We start from the raw sequence: 16,131 nt of genomic DNA, 5'->3' as shown, positions 1-16,131 counted from the left end.
GGGGAAGTCGAAATTGAAAAAATTATTAGCAGCTTTGTTTACTTTCGCGCTTATCTTTTCACCTGTTGGAAATGTTGTTTTTCAAGATCATCCAACGATAGTAGAGGCGAAGTCATACAAATCAGGGAAAAAAAGCTTCAATTTGAATAAAAATACCACAACGAACAGTTCGAATTTCCAAGATAAAAAGGCAAACACTCCAAAAAATCAATCTGCCGCCTCCAAAGGCACATTCTCATCAGGAGGATTTTTCAAAGGCCTTATGTTAGGAGGGCTTGCCGGATTATTATTTGGCGGACTGCTAGCAAACATGGGTATATTCGGTTCAATTTTAGGTTTATTCATTAATTTACTGGCAATCGTTATTCTCATCTCGATCATTCGCAAAATTTTCGTCCTGATCAAACATAAAAAAGAAAAAGAGGCTGCAAACCCATGGAAAAGCTGATCATTCCGGAGCAAGATATTATTAACGCCATCTGCGTGTACATTTCCCGAAAAAAACAAATAAAGCCGGAAGAAGTTGTAGTGGAGCTGATGTATGACGACGATTACGGCTTTTCTGCCGAAGCGTATGTAAACGACCGAAAGCAAGTACTTATTACCGCAAACATCATCGAAGCTCTGCGTCTTTGGCTCGATGAATTTTTAAACGAAGACCCGTACTCTGGGATTGAACTTGTGTTGGATGATGAAGAAGGAATTATTGCCATCGTCAAAGGAAGATAAACGAACAATCCTTAAAAATAATCAGCACAAATTCGGCTGACTATGGATTGCGCTGGAACATTATGAAAAATGTTTCGGCGCTTTTTCATGTTTCCAATTAAAATCCACTCTGAATCTAAAAAAACTCTATTTTATTGATTTTTTAAAATGCGATGAATCTCTTTAATCTCTACCCCGTATTCAACTGAACGTGCTGACAATTCCTCAATCACACGCTGCTGACGTGCTACAAATTGTTCTAAATTCTCAAAAGTTTTAGGGATTCCTGTAATTTTTCGTTCGATATTTTCCATTTTTACTTCTAATCGGGATTGTCCTTCTTTTAGCTCTTTCAGCTGTTCCTTTACACCTTGTTGTTCGGCTGCCAAACGGTGTTGTCCTTCTCTTAGTTCTTTCAGCTCTTCCTTCATATCTTTTTGCCCAACTGCTAAACGAGACTGACCTTCTTTTAGTTCTTTCAGCTCCTCCTTCATACCTTTTTGCTCAACTGCTAAACGAGACTGACCTTCCTTTAGCTCTTTCAGCTCTTCCTTCATACCTTTTTGCTCAACTGCTAAACGAGACTGACCTTCTTTTAGCTCTTTCAGCTCCTTCTTCATATCTTTTTGCTCAACTGCTAAACGAGACTGACCTTCTTTTAGCTCTTTCAGCTCCTTCTTCATATCTTTTTGCTCAACTGCTAAACGAGACTGACCTTCCTTTAGCTCTTTCAGCTCTTCCTTCATACCTTTTTGCTCAACTGCTAAACGAGACTGACCTTCTTTTAGCTCTTTCAGCTCCTCCTTCATACCTTTTTGCTCAACTGCTAAACGAGACTGACCTTCTTTTAGCTCTTTCAGCTGTTCCTTTACACCTTGTTGTTCGACTGCTAAACGGGATTGTCCTTCTTTCATTTCTTTTAGCTCTGATAATATTAATTTTAACGCTTCTTCCATCATATTAAACCTCCATCATGATTCATTTTATAATAACAAATATCTATCCTCTAAACGTTTCTACATAAAATAATAGAACAAATGTTTGGTTTTGTGAAGAAAAAGTTTCATATTAACTTCTGCTTTTATAATGATTATAATACACTTTTCTCTGACAGAAAGGTCTTAATACCACCTTTTTTCCTCGATTAATCTTTATTAGGAAATTTTCGAAAGCACCGATAAAAAAATTTCACATTTTCTCAGATCATTCATTTTTTTCCCTTTTGAATACTAAGTTTGACTTTTCCCCATTCCGATACATCAGCTCCTCCAGGTTTTGTTTGATTTTTTCTTGTAGTTTGTTCGATTCTTCAAATTGTTCGAGCAACCGTTTCGTTAGTTCGGCTATTTTTTGCTCAAAAGGAATGTCTTCTTCTTCTTCTTCTGCCTCTGTTCCGACGTACATGCTTGGTGTCAGTTTGTAGTCGTTTTGTTGTACTTCTTCAAGTTTTGCAATTTTACAGAAACCTTCAATATTTTCGCAGCTTTTTGCATGTTCATATTTAAATGCTCGATAAACTGATGCGATTTTATCAATTTCTTCTTTAGACAATGCTTTTTGCTTGCGGCTGACGGGCTTTCCCATTTTTCGGGCATCGATAAACAAAATTTTGTTTCTTCGAGCACGGTAACCGTTTTTTCCATCGCGGTTTTTGCTTAAAAAGAACAAACAGCACGGTATGCCTGTTGTGAAAAACAGTTTTTCCGGCAATTGGACAACGCAATCGATGTACCCTTCATCCACCAATATTTTCCGCACTTCCTTTTCTTCCTTAACATTAGTTGTCATTGCGCCATTTGCCATCACAAACCCTGCTGATCCTGCATCATTTAAATGGTATAAGAAATGCTGCATCCACATATAGTTTGCATTGCTGTTTGTAACAGGCCCGATCAAGCGCGGATCGCTTTTCGATATTCTGTCCGCCCCCCAATCTTTTTGATTAAACGGCGGGTTGGCAATCACATAATCAGCCTTTAATTCAGGAAATTGATCGTTCAACAGCGAATCTCCCAGCCGTATTTCCGCATTGATGCCATGAAGCAATACGTTCATTTTTCCAAGACGTACTGTCGTGACGACATTTTCCTGTCCGTAAAATAAAAGAGACTTTTTATTCGGCGCATACCTCCCGCTTTGAATAAACATTCCACCGCTTCCACACGCTGGATCAAACACGATACCTCTTTTCGGTTCAAGCATCTCCACCAGCAATTCCACAATACAGGATGGGGTAAAAAACTCGCCGCCTCTGTTCCCTTCTGACGAAGCAAATGAACTAATAAAATACTCATAAGTACGACCGAGTATATCTATGCTGTCTTCCGAGCTGCCACTAAACACATCACGTGAAAAAATTTCAATTAATCCAGCAACATTTTCTACCGGTAAGTTCAAGCCTTGATAAATTTGCGGCAGCACCCCTGTCAATTCTGGGTTTTCTTCCTCGATTCGCTTCATCGCATTATCGAGAATTTCTTTAATATTCGGCTGTTTAGCATTTTTCATTATATAGTGCCAGCTTGCTTCCTTCGGGACGACAAACACATTTTTATCTCTATATTGATGAGAATCTGAAACGAAACCTTGCTGCATTTCTTCATTTTCCGCAAAAATTTGCTCCAACTCATTGCAGCTCTGTTCATATTTATTCGAAAGATAGCGCAAAAAAATAAGCGGCAGTACATAATGTTTATAGTCAGCTGGAGCCACGCTTCCGCGCATTTTATTAGCTGCTTCAAATAATTCTTTTTGGAAATCAATCTCTGCTTTAACCGCCATGGTTTTCCCCCTCTAAATCTTGCTGTCGATTCATTGTATTTTAAAAATATTTTAGCATAATCTACCCGTGGTGCTAGTTGAGTCTTAACGCTCAACTAGCCCAAGAACAACAAGGGAGTAAGCCAGTAAAATACCATCCAGTGCCGTTTCAAATCCAGAAACCGAGTTCGCTCGAATCTCGGTGATCCGATACGAATCGACTAAAATCGAAAACACGGTTTCAATCACTTTGCGTTTTCGTTTCATCCACTGTTTCCATGCGTCGGATTGGAGAATTCGCTGATTTTTTCGAACGGGCGTCCAAAAAGCGACTCGATGCTCTTCGTACAGCTTCTTTTGCAGTTTTTGGCTGATGTACCCTTTGTCACCTAGGTTATATGGATGTGGAATTTGCGTCATGACGGTTTCAGCGGCCACCCGATCGTGACAAGACGCTTCAGTGACGACATATCCCATCGGAAGCCCTTGGTCGGTGACCTGCAGATGAAGTTTCAACCCATAGAAAGCGATCTTTTTCGAAGCACAATAGCCAATATCCGCAATTCCACGAAACCGTTTGGCGCGATACATTCGGGATGAATGACACAGCTCGATCGGCAAACTGTCCACGACCGCATACGCATGGTGTTGTCCACGCTTGGCCAGCTGGTGCCGCATCCACTTGATCGCAAAGCCAAGCGCTCGGCAGCGACGGTTGTATCGAGAACGTTCAGGGAACAAGTCCTTGGAAAACAAATTCCCGATCACAAACCGGTGCCAAGCCCGTTCGGAAGTGAAGCCTAACAACTTTCCAAGGACATGGACGGCGATGATGACCTCGTCCTTCTGTTTCAACAAATGAAGATTTCGACGTTGAAGATGAATCTGGATACTCGATAGTTGAGCTGATACAAAACACAAAATCGATACATATTGTTTTTGAAGTTTGGCTCGATCTGTTGTAAAATGAAAGTGCTCTTGCATGTGAATTCTCCTTTTAAATGTTTGGTCGCACTTTCATTTTAAGGAGATCCTCATGCAAGGGCTATTTTTATGCTTGTCTGATTTTATCTAGCACCACGGGTATAATCTGTCTTCCTCTTTTTCAAAACAAAAGAGCGGCCCATGCTTTGGCCGCAATAAGAAACAAAATAAATTTTCGAATTTTCACAATATGAACTGTCGATTGATATCCTCTTCCTGCAAACTTTTGGGCATTTATGTTCTTCATCAATTCTGAATTTGGTTGAAAAAATAATACCCTTTCTACATATGCTGCTTTAATCAAGAAAAACGTGCCAGTGCTTTTTGCTGAAGGGATAAAAAAATTTAATTTACAAAATCTTTAAACTTTCACTGCATCCATACAGCAGCTTTCTTTTCCAATCTTCTCGATCATTTACGTGCTCACCATTTTATAACTAGATCGTAACCCGGGCTGAATTCAAATAAAGGAAGATGCTTTACAGTCTTACAATTTTTTGCATTTTCACATTTTTTTAAAACGTACCGTCCCTATCATCATAACAGTTTCAGAAATGATCAAATGCTAAAATAAATCCCAAACGATAAAACTTAAAAAACTAGGTTACCTGTCATGTTTCCCTTTAAAAAAATGAAGGAAAGTAAAATCTCCTTTATTATTTTACCTTCCCCATACATTAGGATGTAACAAATTGACTCTTGAAGAACCGTCACGGTTCAGCTTTTTATACTTGTTTGTTGTCTCCAATAATTTACGTAAAGCAAACTCAAACTCTTCGTGCGATAATTGCTTAGTAGCCAATAAATAGTAAAGAACGGCAAATGCAATGGGTATCGTATCAACTTGAATATTTACATCAACATTTACATCTGAATTACCGCTCGAATCAATGGAAGATTTATTTGATTGAGGGCTTTGAGTAGAAGCATTCCGTAACCAAGAGAACTCTCCTTTATCTAAATGTTCCATAACATTCTCACCCTATATTATAGGTGGGACAAAAAAGACATCTCACCCACATTTAATTATGCTCAATTAATCTCTTTGCTCTTGGTTTTGATCTTGATCAGATTCTGCTTTCGACCGAACTTTTGCATCTGAATCGGAATCAACATGAATATCAATTTCCACTTTTGAGTTGCCGCTATTATTTACTTTTGCAATATTTGTGTTACGATCAATATTTTTTAATTTATTCTCTAATTCGTTGTCCGTATCCACATCAACGTCACTTTTAAAATCTACATCAGCTTTTGCCTTTGCGTTCGCACGTTTTTCTGAATCGGAGCGTCTATTCTCTTCTTTGTCTGGATACCATACACTCATTCGTTTCACCACCTTTCTTGCTTTTGTCAATATAGTATTCATAATGAAATAATTTACTGGTCAAATATTCTAGTGAAAACATGGATTTTTTTCAAAAAGATGCGGCGGGAAAGTTAGAAAGGTCGAAATAAACGAATCACTCATGCAGAACGGCACGAATGGAATTTTTGGAGGCAAGGTGCTGGGCGATACGGAAAAGATTTCACAACATCATAAATGAGCATTCAAAAGCTGAAGTTCAAAATTCTGAAGTCCATAAAATCAGCTGAGGCAACGATTCTTTCATTGCCTAAATATTTGTTTTATATTCATTCTCAGATTTATTTGAATCATCTCGAAGGTTTATATTCTATAAACTACGGTATAAGCAACAGACGGCAGCATCCGGAATGCTTATGTTCTATAAAATGGGGCTGTATTCCCCATTTTATAGCTTGAATTTATGAACTAATTCTTGCATTCCTTCTGCCATTGTTGCAAGCATTTTTGCTGAAGAAGTTATTTCCTCCATCGAAGCTAGTTGTTCCTCTGTAGACGCTGCTACTTGTTCGGATGTTGCTGCGTTTTCTTTTGCTATTGTTGTAAGTTCATCCGCTGTAGATGTTATTTCTTCTACTTCCGCTGAGACTTGTTGAGCAATTGAAGAAATATCCTCAATTTGCGGTGCAATATCCTTCATATTTTGAACGATTTGAGCAAATTTTTCAGATGTTTCCTTCGTGATCTCAAGACCATTTTCGACGTTATGTGTTACTTCTGTCATAGCTTTAACAGAGTTTTCTGTATCGCTTTGGATTCTTAAGATTAAATCAGCTATTTGCTTTGCTGATGCCTGAGATTGTTCAGCTAGTTTCCGCACTTCATCGGCTACGACCGCAAAACCATTTCCATGCTCTCCCGCTCTTGCTGCTTCAATTGCCGCATTTAAAGAGAGAAGATTCGTTTGATCGGCAATTCCACTAATTACATCAAGAATTTTACTAATTTCTTTTGATCGTTCATATAAAGACTTAACCATGCTATCAGTCTCTTTAACTAATTTATAGATTGAATTCATTTGGTCAACTGTACGTACAACGGAACCTTCACCATCTTCAGCTTGCTGAGAAGTTTGTTTTGCAAGCTCTGCAACCTGATTAGAACTATCTGCAACACGGATAACCCCTTGTGCAATTTCTTCTAAAGAAGCAGCATTTCGTTCTATTCCATTCGTCTGTGTTTCAGCTCCGCTTGCTACTTGTTGAATGACAGAAGCAACTTGTTCTGTTGCAACTGTTGTCTGATCGGCACTTGCTGTTAATTCTTCAGAAGATGCAGCTACTTGTTCTGCAGTGTTTCTTACTTCCCCAACAACATTTCTCAAGTTTAAAATCATTTCATTCATTGATTGAACTAATTGACCAATCTCATCTTTCGATTTTGTTTCAAGCAGCTTTGCAGACAAATCTCCTTCTGCCACCATTTTCATACGATCTACTACTTGGAAAATTGGTTTTACAATCCGATTCGAAAGAACAATTGCAATCGTCAAGCTGACAAGAACAGAAATAATAACAGTTAGCACAAATGTATTTCCTGTTCCTGTTCCATCTGCAGTTAAATGTCCAAGTTGATTTAAATCAAAAATTGCTGCGGTAGTAAATAATAAAATAACAACGACAAATCCACTAATAATCTTTAATCGCAGACTTTTCATTATTGTCCTCCTTACACCGTTTTATTTTAGTGATTTTTACCAATTTCAAACAAAACTGAATCAATTGGATAATTTTGTGGTTTAACAAAAAATTTTTTTATAGTTTTGGGGAATAGTAGGTGTAGGGTTGGAGTTGCTCTTCGTTGATGTCGATTACTTCTTTTAATGCATGAAATATTTCCTACATCTACTTCCTTAACTATTACTACCACTAATCTGTTTAATCAGTAGATGAAATTCCGGGAAGGCGTTGAAGTAAATCAATTTCAGGAATATTCCCTGGGAAATTCATACTCCCTTTTGACACAGAGGGTTTAGACCGATTGAGATGTTTTTACAATGGGCCAATAGAATGAACTTTGCCAAATATGTATTTTTATTTTACTCCATCACCAAGCCTCCTTTCCTATGTAAAAATAAAAAAACTGCCCTTAAAAATTCTAAAGAGGGCAGTTGAATAGACAATACATCCGCTAATAACCTTCTTAAAAAGAATCAAAACCATTCTTTATAGGAAGGGCAGCTGGCTGGCATGTCTATCAAAATAGATTTAGCCCCTTTAGCTTTGCGTCCTACCCTTTCGAGTAGTTTGCCGAAACAAAATTATATTTTTGTAGAAATTTGAAGGAATTTATCAAATAATACCTCTTACTTAATTGTATAACAAATTTTATAGTGAAAATGGTATAGTTAAAATGAACTATTTTTAAAATTGATAGGCAAAAAGTTTTAATCGAATGTATGACAATTAGCCTGTTAATCACGAGAAATTTAGGATCAATTGATTAGTAACAAGCCAACGTATAATAGTCAGCTTCTTGATTTCTTTATTGGTGAAGACAAAAGACCTATGGAAGGCAGTAAATTTTTCAATTTATTCTCTACATGACAGAAGCTATGACACAAAGCCAACCACTTTTAATAAAAAACAATACAAAAAGCGGACGAAGAAAACTTGTTCTTTTTCTTCCGTCCGCTTTATTTTTGTGGCTTATCGGAGAAAGCTTTTCCAGAATATTGATGATTTACATACAGACGGGGAATGACCTCTGATTATGGGACTTGACACTCATCAGCATGTTATTATTTTTGTACCTCTTAAAATAGAAAAATATACTCTGTTTAAGAAAAGAATGGCAGAGAAAAATGGAACATAAATTTTTGCCTTAACCTTAAGCTTGGTACAGTTATGAATTTTAATCTATACAGGGCATATCCCAATAGAATAAGATGTCTTTCTACATCAGGAACAGTTAAAATAGTTGGACATTATTTTTTTAATGAAAAGCATGTAGCTGCTCTTTGAAAAGAAATAAGAATGGCTCTTCGATGCTCCAATGGTGACGAAATGGCTGGTACAGATAAAGCCCTCAACAATTCCTAGGAAGCCGCTCGTAAAACTGCGGAGAATTATTTTAAAAAAGTTGATTTTAGCTGAAAAAATGAACTATTATCCAAGTCAACTTTCCGGAGGACAACAACAGCGCGTGGCAATTGCACAAGAGCTTGCTATGGAACCAAAAGCGATGTTATATGATGAATCGACATCTGCCTTTGATCCCGAATTACATCTTGCAATCTGCGGATAAAAAAAGCCGCCTTAAAGTCATTCTAAAATGACCGTTTAAGACAGCTCGTCGAAAAAATTTTCGTTTACCAATAGTACGGATAACCGCCATAAAATCCTCCGTAATACGGCGGATAAAACGGATATGGCCGCGGTCCTACCAGTGCACTACCTAAAAAGCCGCCGAGCAAGCCGCCAAAAAACGGCGCACCGAAGAAAAAGGGGTTCCGCCCTCCGAAGAAAAAGGGTCTCCTTCCGAAAAATTGACGTTCCGGGTACATTTTCCATACCTCCCGTTGTAACAATTTACATCTCAATATTTTTTATGCATTCGTCACGGCTTTTGTATGGGCATATGTTGGATATCCGGCAAACGTCAAGATTTATTTTAAATAGATGGAAGAAAGAATCCCTCCGCTCTCAGCATTCTAAAGAAGCCTCTATGAAGATACGTCATGATTTTGGGGTTCCGCAAAAATGCCCGTTTCCGGGAGAAAAATGCTTTTGGATAATAGACAGGCGTTATTCCCAGTCTGGAAGCGAACAACGGATATGAAAAGCACCGTGCGGTTTTCCCGTTCCGCTAATGAATCAAAAACGTTGGGGCAGCGACAAACACACCAGCATTCCCTCTCCATAAGCGAATTAGGGAAAAATCTTGGGGCATCTCGTCTTCCCTGTCAGCTAAATTTTTTTTACGATAAAATCGCCCGAAACGAACTTCCCATCCATAGCAAAACACCCTTGAGGAAAGGCGATTGCTGCCTTAAGCCCTTTTTATTGCCTGGCGTCGAATAAATAGGGTAAGATAAATCTAACATCGGTATGAACGAACAGTAATCAAAGGAGGGGCCAACGGATGGAAATCGGCATTTACACATTTGGAGAACGGACGGTTGATCCGGAAACCGGTCAATTGATCAGCCCGGGGGAACGGCTGCAAAACTTGATGGAGGAAATTGAACTAGCCGATCAAGTCGGACTGGATGTGTTCGGCATTGGTGAACATCATCGTCCCGACTACACCGTATCGGCTCCAGCGGTAGTGCTTGCCGCTGCCGGGACCCGCACCAAACGCATTCGGTTGACCAGTGCAGTAAACGTCTTAAGCTCTGACGATCCGGTGAGGGTGTTTCAACAATTTGCCACCTTGGACCTGCTCACTCAAGGCCGCGCTGAAATCATGGTCGGCCGCGGTTCGTTTATCGAATCCTTTCCCCTTTTTGGCTACGACCTGAAAGATTATGACGAGCTTTTTGAAGAAAAGCTTGATCTGCTGCTCAAACTGCGAGAATCCGAACGGGTCACATGGGCGGGAAAGCATCGTCCGTCGCTGGACAATCTAGGGATCTATCCGCGGCCCCTGCAAAATCCGCTTCCGGTTTGGATAGCCGTTGGAGGAACCCCGGAGTCGGCCGTCCGTGCAGGCATGCTCGGTCTTCCGATGGCACTGGGCATCATCGGTGGTCTGCCCGAACGGTTCGCGCCCTTTGCTCAATTACACCGGGAGGCAGCGCAAAAGGCGGGGCACGAAACGCCACACCTCAGTATCAATTCACATGGTTTTATCGCCGATTCGTCGCAGGAAGCAGCTGACATTGCATTTCCAGCGTTTAAAACGATGATGGATCGGCTGGGACGGGAACGCGGTTGGCCGCCATTGACCCGGGAGCAGTTCGAGTTCTCTCTTTCCTTACGGGGCGCCAATTTTGTCGGCAGCCCTGAGCAAGTGATCGAAAAAATCTTGTTCCAGCATGAAATTTTCGGCCACGATCGCTTCCTTCTGCAATTGACCGTCGGCACGCTGCCGCACAAAAAAGTGTTGCGTGCCATCGAACTGCTGGGTACTAAAGTGGCACCGGCCGTCAAGCGGGAAATTGCCCGCACAAATCGGAAACCGTAACCGATATCCGCTAAAAGAAGCTAGCAGCAAGAAAAGGTTTCGGCTGGGCAACAACGGGTGCTGAATCAATTTAATCGGTGGACCATTTCATACTTGTTTCCGCAAGGATCCTGAAAATAAACCGCATAATAAGTCGGGCTGATCGGGAACTGCCAGGGGCCGCTGTCGATGGTGCCCCCATATCGAACTACAAGCTCTGCAATCCGGTCCACCTCCTCCCGGTCATGCGCCCAAAACCCGATCAAATTCTCGTTTGGCTTATGATTGGGATCTTCCGTGATAGCGAAATAAGGAACGCTCGGAAGCTCTCCCTCCGCTGCAAACACTTTCCATTTTTCCGAATGGAAAGTGCGGGTAAAACCCAATGCAGGAAGAAGATTCTCATAAAACGTGCGCACTTTCTCCCATGAATTTACTCTTAAATCGATATGACTGTATCTATTCATTGCGCCCCTCCAAATAATTTTTAATTTGCTCCAGCTTGTCTGCCCAGAAGCGTCTCATCAATTCTCTTACATAGACATCATCCAGCATTTCCTGATGGATGGCGATCGTCGTTTTGCCCGAATCCGTGGGCAGCAAATACAATTGAAGCCGGGAAGGCTTTTCCCATTCCGGAAGTTTCCATTTCATGCGGAGCTTTCGAAATGGCAAAACTACCGTAAGTTTCCCGCAGATACCTTCCTTAGATTTAAATTCGTAACCCTTTTGCAGCCGAAACTCGGAGACGTCCCCGATCCATAAGAGCAAGCCATGCGGCGAAGTCAAATAGTCCCAAACCTTTTCCTTCTCCACCTTTATCGTTTTTCGGACGCCGATTTGAACGCCCGCATCTTTGGTGACACCAACAGGAATCCTGCCGAGCAGCTGTCCATACTTGACGGTCAGCCATTCCCCCATTCATCCGACACCTGAAATTGTTCGCATATGTGCTCCTTCATATGTTCGTGAGACCAAGAAGGATCCACAGCCTGTTTCAAGGTGGCAACCCATTCTTCCCAGGTAATTCCCGTCGCATCCTGAACAGCCTGTCGAAAAACGGCCCCTGGCATTTTCATTCCTCCCCTCTTTTCAGTGAAAAAAGAAACACGATAGGATCAAAATCTTTTTGACGGCATCCTGAGCGGCATGGATACTGCACGACAGGTTGTACTTCGCAACTATGCAAATAAGTCAGTTGGATGAGGCCGTTCATTTGTATTGGATGCAGCCAGCTTTTTCGTCATTATTTGAGGATAATCACTCTATTAAATGATCAAACCTTTTTCTTTCCATCAGACAAAATGAACGAACGGATGCTCTGCATTTCTGCCATCACCAACCTCAAGGGACAAAGAGTCCAAGTAGGAATCGTAGCCCCTTCAAACTTCACAAAATATACAGAATCAGGATTATCGAGATAGACTTATAACTCATGACAAAGAGAACCGATAGAAATCCTTGCCCCTGCAAACTTCGTAAAAACAAATCAGAATCATCGAAATAGACTTATAGCATACGACATTGAGAACCAATGGAAATCCTCACTCCAACTAACTTCGTAAAATAAACCGAATCAGGATTATCGAAATAGACATGTAACTCACCACAAAAAGGGCAAGTGGCAATCGGCTCCCCTGTAAACTTCGTAAAACCGGATCAGGTTTATCTAGAAGATCTATAACTTACGATTTTGAAAGACTTCCATCGATTTGTCGCTTTCAGCTATATTTTCAGTAAAGCTCCCCGTTTCAATACCTCCACCGATTTCAATATGGATCGGCAATCTGATGTTGAGCCCTCTCCTTCAAAAAATTTTATGAATTGCTCACCTACATTTTAACAGAAAATTCAGAATATTAAACCGTTGTTTTGGAGTATTTTTTCCTCAATTTAAGAACTTACCCCAGATCCCCTGTCCTTATGTGAATGTAACAAAAACTGTTTAAGAGGACAAAAAATCTCTATCATATATAAAAAAAACACGAAGCATCATAGGTTTATCTAGTTTAGGGAAAGAGAAAATAACTTTTTCATGAGTTGAACAACAGGGGCAAACTATTAAAAAGCTAAAAAGAGGAGTTGACTTGTAAGAATTTTGATTGCACGGCCTTATCTATGATAGGCGCGACAAAAATGATAGGAGGCGTTCACCTTGTTTAGCAGCACAGGCATAAGATTTGATTTACATTTCTGATGCAATTATAATGGTGGGCAAGAATGGCCGAAATACATAATAAACAGTCATTCCTCAATCCAGTCTTTAATTGCGGCCGCCTTCGTTTATTTTTGGCTTCGCCACCTAGATGATGTTATTTATTCAAAAAATCTTTAGAAAAAAAGGAGAAATGTTTATGTCAATTGCGGTTACTGGTGCTACTGGTCAACTCGGTGGGCTTGTGATTCAACATTTGCTCAAAAAAGTTCCCGCCAGTCAAATCATTGCCATCGTGCGTAATGTTGAAAAAGCCTCTACTCTTGCCGATCAAGGCGTGGAAGTTCGCCATGGCGACTATAATCAACCGGAATCTCTTCAAAAGGCTTTTGCAGGTGTCTCCAAGCTGCTCTTTATCTCAGGTCCGGATTCTGATAATACGCTTCGTATCGTTCAACATGCAAATGTCGTAAAAGCTGCCAGAGATGCGGGAGTCAAACATATTGCTTACACAGGGTATGCCTTTGCTGAGGAGTCATTAATTCCCCTTGCATACGTTCATTTAGCAACGGAATATGCCATCCGTACGACCAATACCCCGTATACTTTCCTGCGTAATGCCTTATATACGGACTTTTTTGTAAATGAGGGGCTGCGCGCATCCATAGAATCTGGAGCAATTGTTACGAATGCGGGAAGCGGGATCGTTAATTCAGTAACACGCAATGAACTTGCTTTGGCTGCCGCAACGGTGCTAACAGAGGAAGGGCATGAAAACAAAACGTATAACCTTGTTTCCAATCAACCGTGGACCTTTGATGAACTTGCCCAAATTCTCTCCGAGGTTTCCGGCAAAAAAGTCGTGCATCAGCCTGTCTCATTCGAAGAAGAGAAAAATTTCCTCGTAAACGCTGGTGTCCCTGAGCCGTTTGCTGAAATTACGGCAGCGATCTATGACGCGATTTCCAAAGGAGAAGCGTCCAAAACATCAGATGATCTGCAAAAACTGATCGGATCCTTGACCCCTCTGAAGGAAACCGTAAAACAAGCCCTGAAAAATTAAAAATTGACCAAATGACATAAAATGAAAAAACAGAACATCCAATGGCTGCAAACTCATGACCTGCTTTATCTTAGTTCGGTAGCAAAAAAACAAGAGATGTCAAGAGTGACATAGCTTAAACTTTTAGGAATCAAGCTCAATTAAAAACTCGGGACGGACATTCCGTTTCGAGTTTTTAATTGAACAGGATAAAGATGGTTGCAAGTATAATCATATTTGACTTAGTGTTAACAGAAGATGTTGTGATTAGGTATTTCAATATAATTCAGATTTCGAAGTCAGTGAATCTTTACTTCACCAATTGCTAAATGCGGAATGAAGAGGAAAAAGATCGGAATTTTAAACAGAATTTTCTGAATATAAATCAAAAAAAGAGTCGGATGATTTTATCAAAGGCTCTCTTTACTGATATCTACCGCACTTTGACATATTTCGGATGATGCACAGTGGCACGAATTCTTTTTTGAATCACAGACACCTATCCTTTATTTTGGACCGGAACGGTACATTTCTAATTTGTCTAGGTCTAGAACAAGTCCAGCGTCTAGCAATATATCTAATCCTAACAAACCGTTAATCCCTTCATAGTCCATCCCACTAAAATCAATCTCATACTCTCTCAGTTGAAAAGAACCTAATTTAATAGAGTCCAATTTCTTCGTAAATGCGTGCTCTTTTCCTCCGATTCCGTAATAAGTAACAATATGATCGCCCATCTCTACTCGTAAATTAATATCCTCTACTACATTTTGAGAAATCAGTGTTTTGACAGCACCAGTATCAATGACCATATTATCAATCAACTTAGACCTTCCTTGATAAACAATTTCTATCGATGTAAACAACAACCCATCACGATATTCAATCTGCATAACGAAAATTTCCCCTCAGACCAATCGTTCCACGAACTTTTAAGACAATCTCCTTGTGACTAGTGTGATAAACAAGCTGATCCCCTTTTGATTGCAGTAACTCACGAGTTGCATCCTCATCCGAAACCGTTTCAATGACAGCCACCTCTTCAATAATCTCCTGATCACCCTGTAAATGAGACTTCAATACCTGTAATTTCACAAATTGGTTCGGATACAGTGAACGCACTTCCTGCCATTCCATCTCCATCACCTCAACTTGTTCTTTTAATTGATTATATCACTACCCGAAAACTGAAAAAAGAATAGGCACCTCTGATGCAATATGCATCACTAGCGGAAAGATAAAAATTCATTTCGCCGAATGTTTTACATTTATGCATTTAACGATCGTACATACTACTTGTAGGATTCGATGTTGGTCAAAGAGTCGGAGTATATTGATAAAACCAGCGTTCTGCTGTTGTGTAAGCGAGTTATAACAAGCGAGCGACTTCTTGAATCGTTTTTCCGATACGTAACTGGGCGACCCACAATATTGAAACGATTCCGTTGCGATACTGTGAGACGGAAGCCCCGGATAGGAAACAGTAACTGTAAGGAAACAGGCTTGGCAGCGATGTCTTTCTATGGAAAGCTCAACCCAGTATAGCCATGAATCCATTGTTTTCGTTTCGATGACATGTTAGTTGTCCGTCCGAAGCAAGTCGGGCAGATCGGACAATGAGGAGGGGAAGTTCAAAAATCCAGCGTTCTCCCTATTTTCGTTCTCCTTGAATAAGAAAGCCTGTAAATTATATGCAAAAGAAGTTTGATTTATCAAGGTTTTTTAGCTGTTGAAAATTAACTCCGTTCATTAAATTTAACTTAAAAAAATAATTACGTTAGCAAATGTGTTAGCAAGAAAGTAAGTATGTGGTCTGTTGTAGTTAATATGCGTAGTACAAATAACAGAATGACGAAGACAATGTTGAATGAGTGTACTATCCCGCTTCACAACTTTGCGCAATGAAAAAAGAGGGGCTGTCCAGAAAGTCAAATCCCTATTGATAACAAAAAATCATAAACATCGATATATCAACGTTTCTAAAACATAAAAGGGGGGCCGTCAATAAGC

Annotated in this window: 16 protein-coding genes, 1 pseudogene and 1 riboswitch; of the genes and pseudogenes, 5 read left to right on the top strand and 12 right to left on the bottom strand. The window is 40.1% G+C overall.

Annotated elements, in window-relative coordinates; genetic code table 11:
• Positions 1-13: 13 nt before the first annotated feature.
• A complete protein-coding gene (locus NSQ71_RS06345) occupies positions 14-448 on the top strand; it encodes a hypothetical protein (RefSeq protein WP_117017355.1) in 435 nt (144 codons plus the stop codon).
• Positions 436-729, top strand: coding sequence for a YxcD family protein (locus tag NSQ71_RS06340; RefSeq protein WP_311067085.1), 294 nt, complete (start codon positions 436-438; stop codon positions 727-729). Before NSQ71_RS06345 ends, NSQ71_RS06340 begins: the two co-directional genes overlap by 13 nt.
• 131 nt (positions 730-860) lie before the next feature.
• Here NSQ71_RS06340 and NSQ71_RS06335 read toward each other — a convergent pair whose 3' ends face one another.
• The 6 genes from NSQ71_RS06335 to NSQ71_RS06310 all read right to left on the bottom strand — a co-directional run bounded on the left by NSQ71_RS06335 (position 861) and on the right by NSQ71_RS06310 (position 7,475).
• Positions 861-1,667: a hypothetical protein gene (locus NSQ71_RS06335; protein ID WP_311067084.1), complete on the bottom strand. Its 807-nt coding sequence runs from the start codon at positions 1,665-1,667 to the stop codon at positions 861-863.
• 244 nt (positions 1,668-1,911) lie between these two features.
• A complete protein-coding gene (locus NSQ71_RS06330; RefSeq protein ID WP_130156735.1) occupies positions 1,912-3,489 on the bottom strand; it encodes a type I restriction-modification system subunit M in 1,578 nt (525 codons plus the stop codon).
• Positions 3,490-3,573: 84 nt separating this feature from the next.
• Entirely contained in the window at positions 3,574-4,452 is an 879-nt protein-coding gene (locus NSQ71_RS06325; RefSeq protein ID WP_311066496.1) for an IS982-like element ISGth1 family transposase, read from the bottom strand.
• 661 nt (positions 4,453-5,113) lie between these two features.
• Positions 5,114-5,422, bottom strand: a complete 309-nt coding sequence (locus NSQ71_RS06320) for a hypothetical protein (protein ID WP_063386406.1) — start codon at positions 5,420-5,422, stop codon at positions 5,114-5,116.
• 66 nt (positions 5,423-5,488) lie between these two features.
• Positions 5,489-5,779, bottom strand: coding sequence for a hypothetical protein (locus NSQ71_RS06315; RefSeq protein WP_063386407.1), 291 nt, complete (start codon positions 5,777-5,779; stop codon positions 5,489-5,491).
• A gap of 427 nt (positions 5,780-6,206) precedes the next feature.
• On the bottom strand, positions 6,207-7,475 hold the full coding sequence (locus NSQ71_RS06310; protein WP_339211227.1) for a methyl-accepting chemotaxis protein: 1,269 nt from the start codon (positions 7,473-7,475) through the stop codon (positions 6,207-6,209).
• 515 nt (positions 7,476-7,990) lie between these two features.
• Positions 7,991-8,079, bottom strand: a riboswitch (cyclic di-GMP riboswitch).
• 835 nt (positions 8,080-8,914) lie between these two features.
• Here NSQ71_RS06310 and NSQ71_RS18505 point away from each other — a divergent pair.
• A pseudogene (locus tag NSQ71_RS18505) lies at positions 8,915-9,043 on the top strand (ATP-binding cassette domain-containing protein); the annotation flags it as partial.
• A gap of 85 nt (positions 9,044-9,128) precedes the next feature.
• Here the strand turns inward: NSQ71_RS18505 and NSQ71_RS06300 are convergent.
• Positions 9,129-9,323: a hypothetical protein gene (locus NSQ71_RS06300; protein ID WP_063386410.1), complete on the bottom strand. Its 195-nt coding sequence runs from the start codon at positions 9,321-9,323 to the stop codon at positions 9,129-9,131.
• Positions 9,324-9,901: 578 nt separating this feature from the next.
• Between NSQ71_RS06300 and NSQ71_RS06295 the strand changes: the two genes are divergently transcribed.
• Positions 9,902-10,945 (top strand): LLM class flavin-dependent oxidoreductase, encoded by a 1,044-nt coding sequence (locus NSQ71_RS06295; RefSeq protein ID WP_063386411.1) that lies wholly within the window; start codon positions 9,902-9,904, stop codon positions 10,943-10,945.
• A gap of 65 nt (positions 10,946-11,010) precedes the next feature.
• Here NSQ71_RS06295 and NSQ71_RS06290 read toward each other — a convergent pair whose 3' ends face one another.
• From NSQ71_RS06290 to NSQ71_RS06280, 3 genes are read right to left on the bottom strand one after another with little or no spacing between them, the layout of a single operon-like run.
• Positions 11,011-11,391 carry a VOC family protein gene (locus NSQ71_RS06290; RefSeq protein WP_066249966.1) on the bottom strand — a complete coding sequence of 127 codons (381 nt, stop codon included), beginning with the start codon at positions 11,389-11,391 and terminating at the stop codon, positions 11,011-11,013.
• The gene (locus NSQ71_RS06285) at positions 11,384-11,845 is read right to left on the bottom strand and encodes an SRPBCC family protein (RefSeq protein ID WP_066249963.1); all 462 of its coding nucleotides are present in this window, start codon (positions 11,843-11,845) and stop codon (positions 11,384-11,386) included. The genes NSQ71_RS06290 and NSQ71_RS06285 overlap by 8 nt, the downstream gene beginning before the upstream one ends.
• Positions 11,830-11,997: a hypothetical protein gene (locus NSQ71_RS06280; RefSeq protein WP_235600397.1), complete on the bottom strand. Its 168-nt coding sequence runs from the start codon at positions 11,995-11,997 to the stop codon at positions 11,830-11,832. The genes NSQ71_RS06285 and NSQ71_RS06280 overlap by 16 nt, the downstream gene beginning before the upstream one ends.
• Positions 11,998-13,278: 1,281 nt before the next feature.
• On the opposite strand from NSQ71_RS06280, the gene NSQ71_RS06275 reads away from it, so the two are divergent.
• Entirely contained in the window at positions 13,279-14,142 is an 864-nt protein-coding gene (locus NSQ71_RS06275) for an SDR family oxidoreductase (RefSeq protein WP_066249957.1), read from the top strand.
• Between the two features lie 485 nt (positions 14,143-14,627).
• On the opposite strand, the gene NSQ71_RS06270 is transcribed toward NSQ71_RS06275, so the two are convergent.
• Positions 14,628-15,014 (bottom strand): retroviral-like aspartic protease family protein, encoded by a 387-nt coding sequence (locus NSQ71_RS06270; protein ID WP_327848800.1) that lies wholly within the window; start codon positions 15,012-15,014, stop codon positions 14,628-14,630.
• The gene (locus NSQ71_RS06265; RefSeq protein WP_327848799.1) at positions 15,004-15,258 is read right to left on the bottom strand and encodes a hypothetical protein; all 255 of its coding nucleotides are present in this window, start codon (positions 15,256-15,258) and stop codon (positions 15,004-15,006) included. The genes NSQ71_RS06270 and NSQ71_RS06265 overlap by 11 nt, the downstream gene beginning before the upstream one ends.
• Positions 15,259-16,131: the final 873 nt, after the last annotated feature.

This window comes from Aeribacillus sp. FSL M8-0235 (genome assembly GCF_038000355.1).
GTDB classification, from domain to species: Bacteria; Bacillota; Bacilli; order Bacillales; family Aeribacillaceae; genus Aeribacillus; species Aeribacillus composti.
This window is presented reverse-complemented; position numbering and strand designations above follow the sequence as displayed.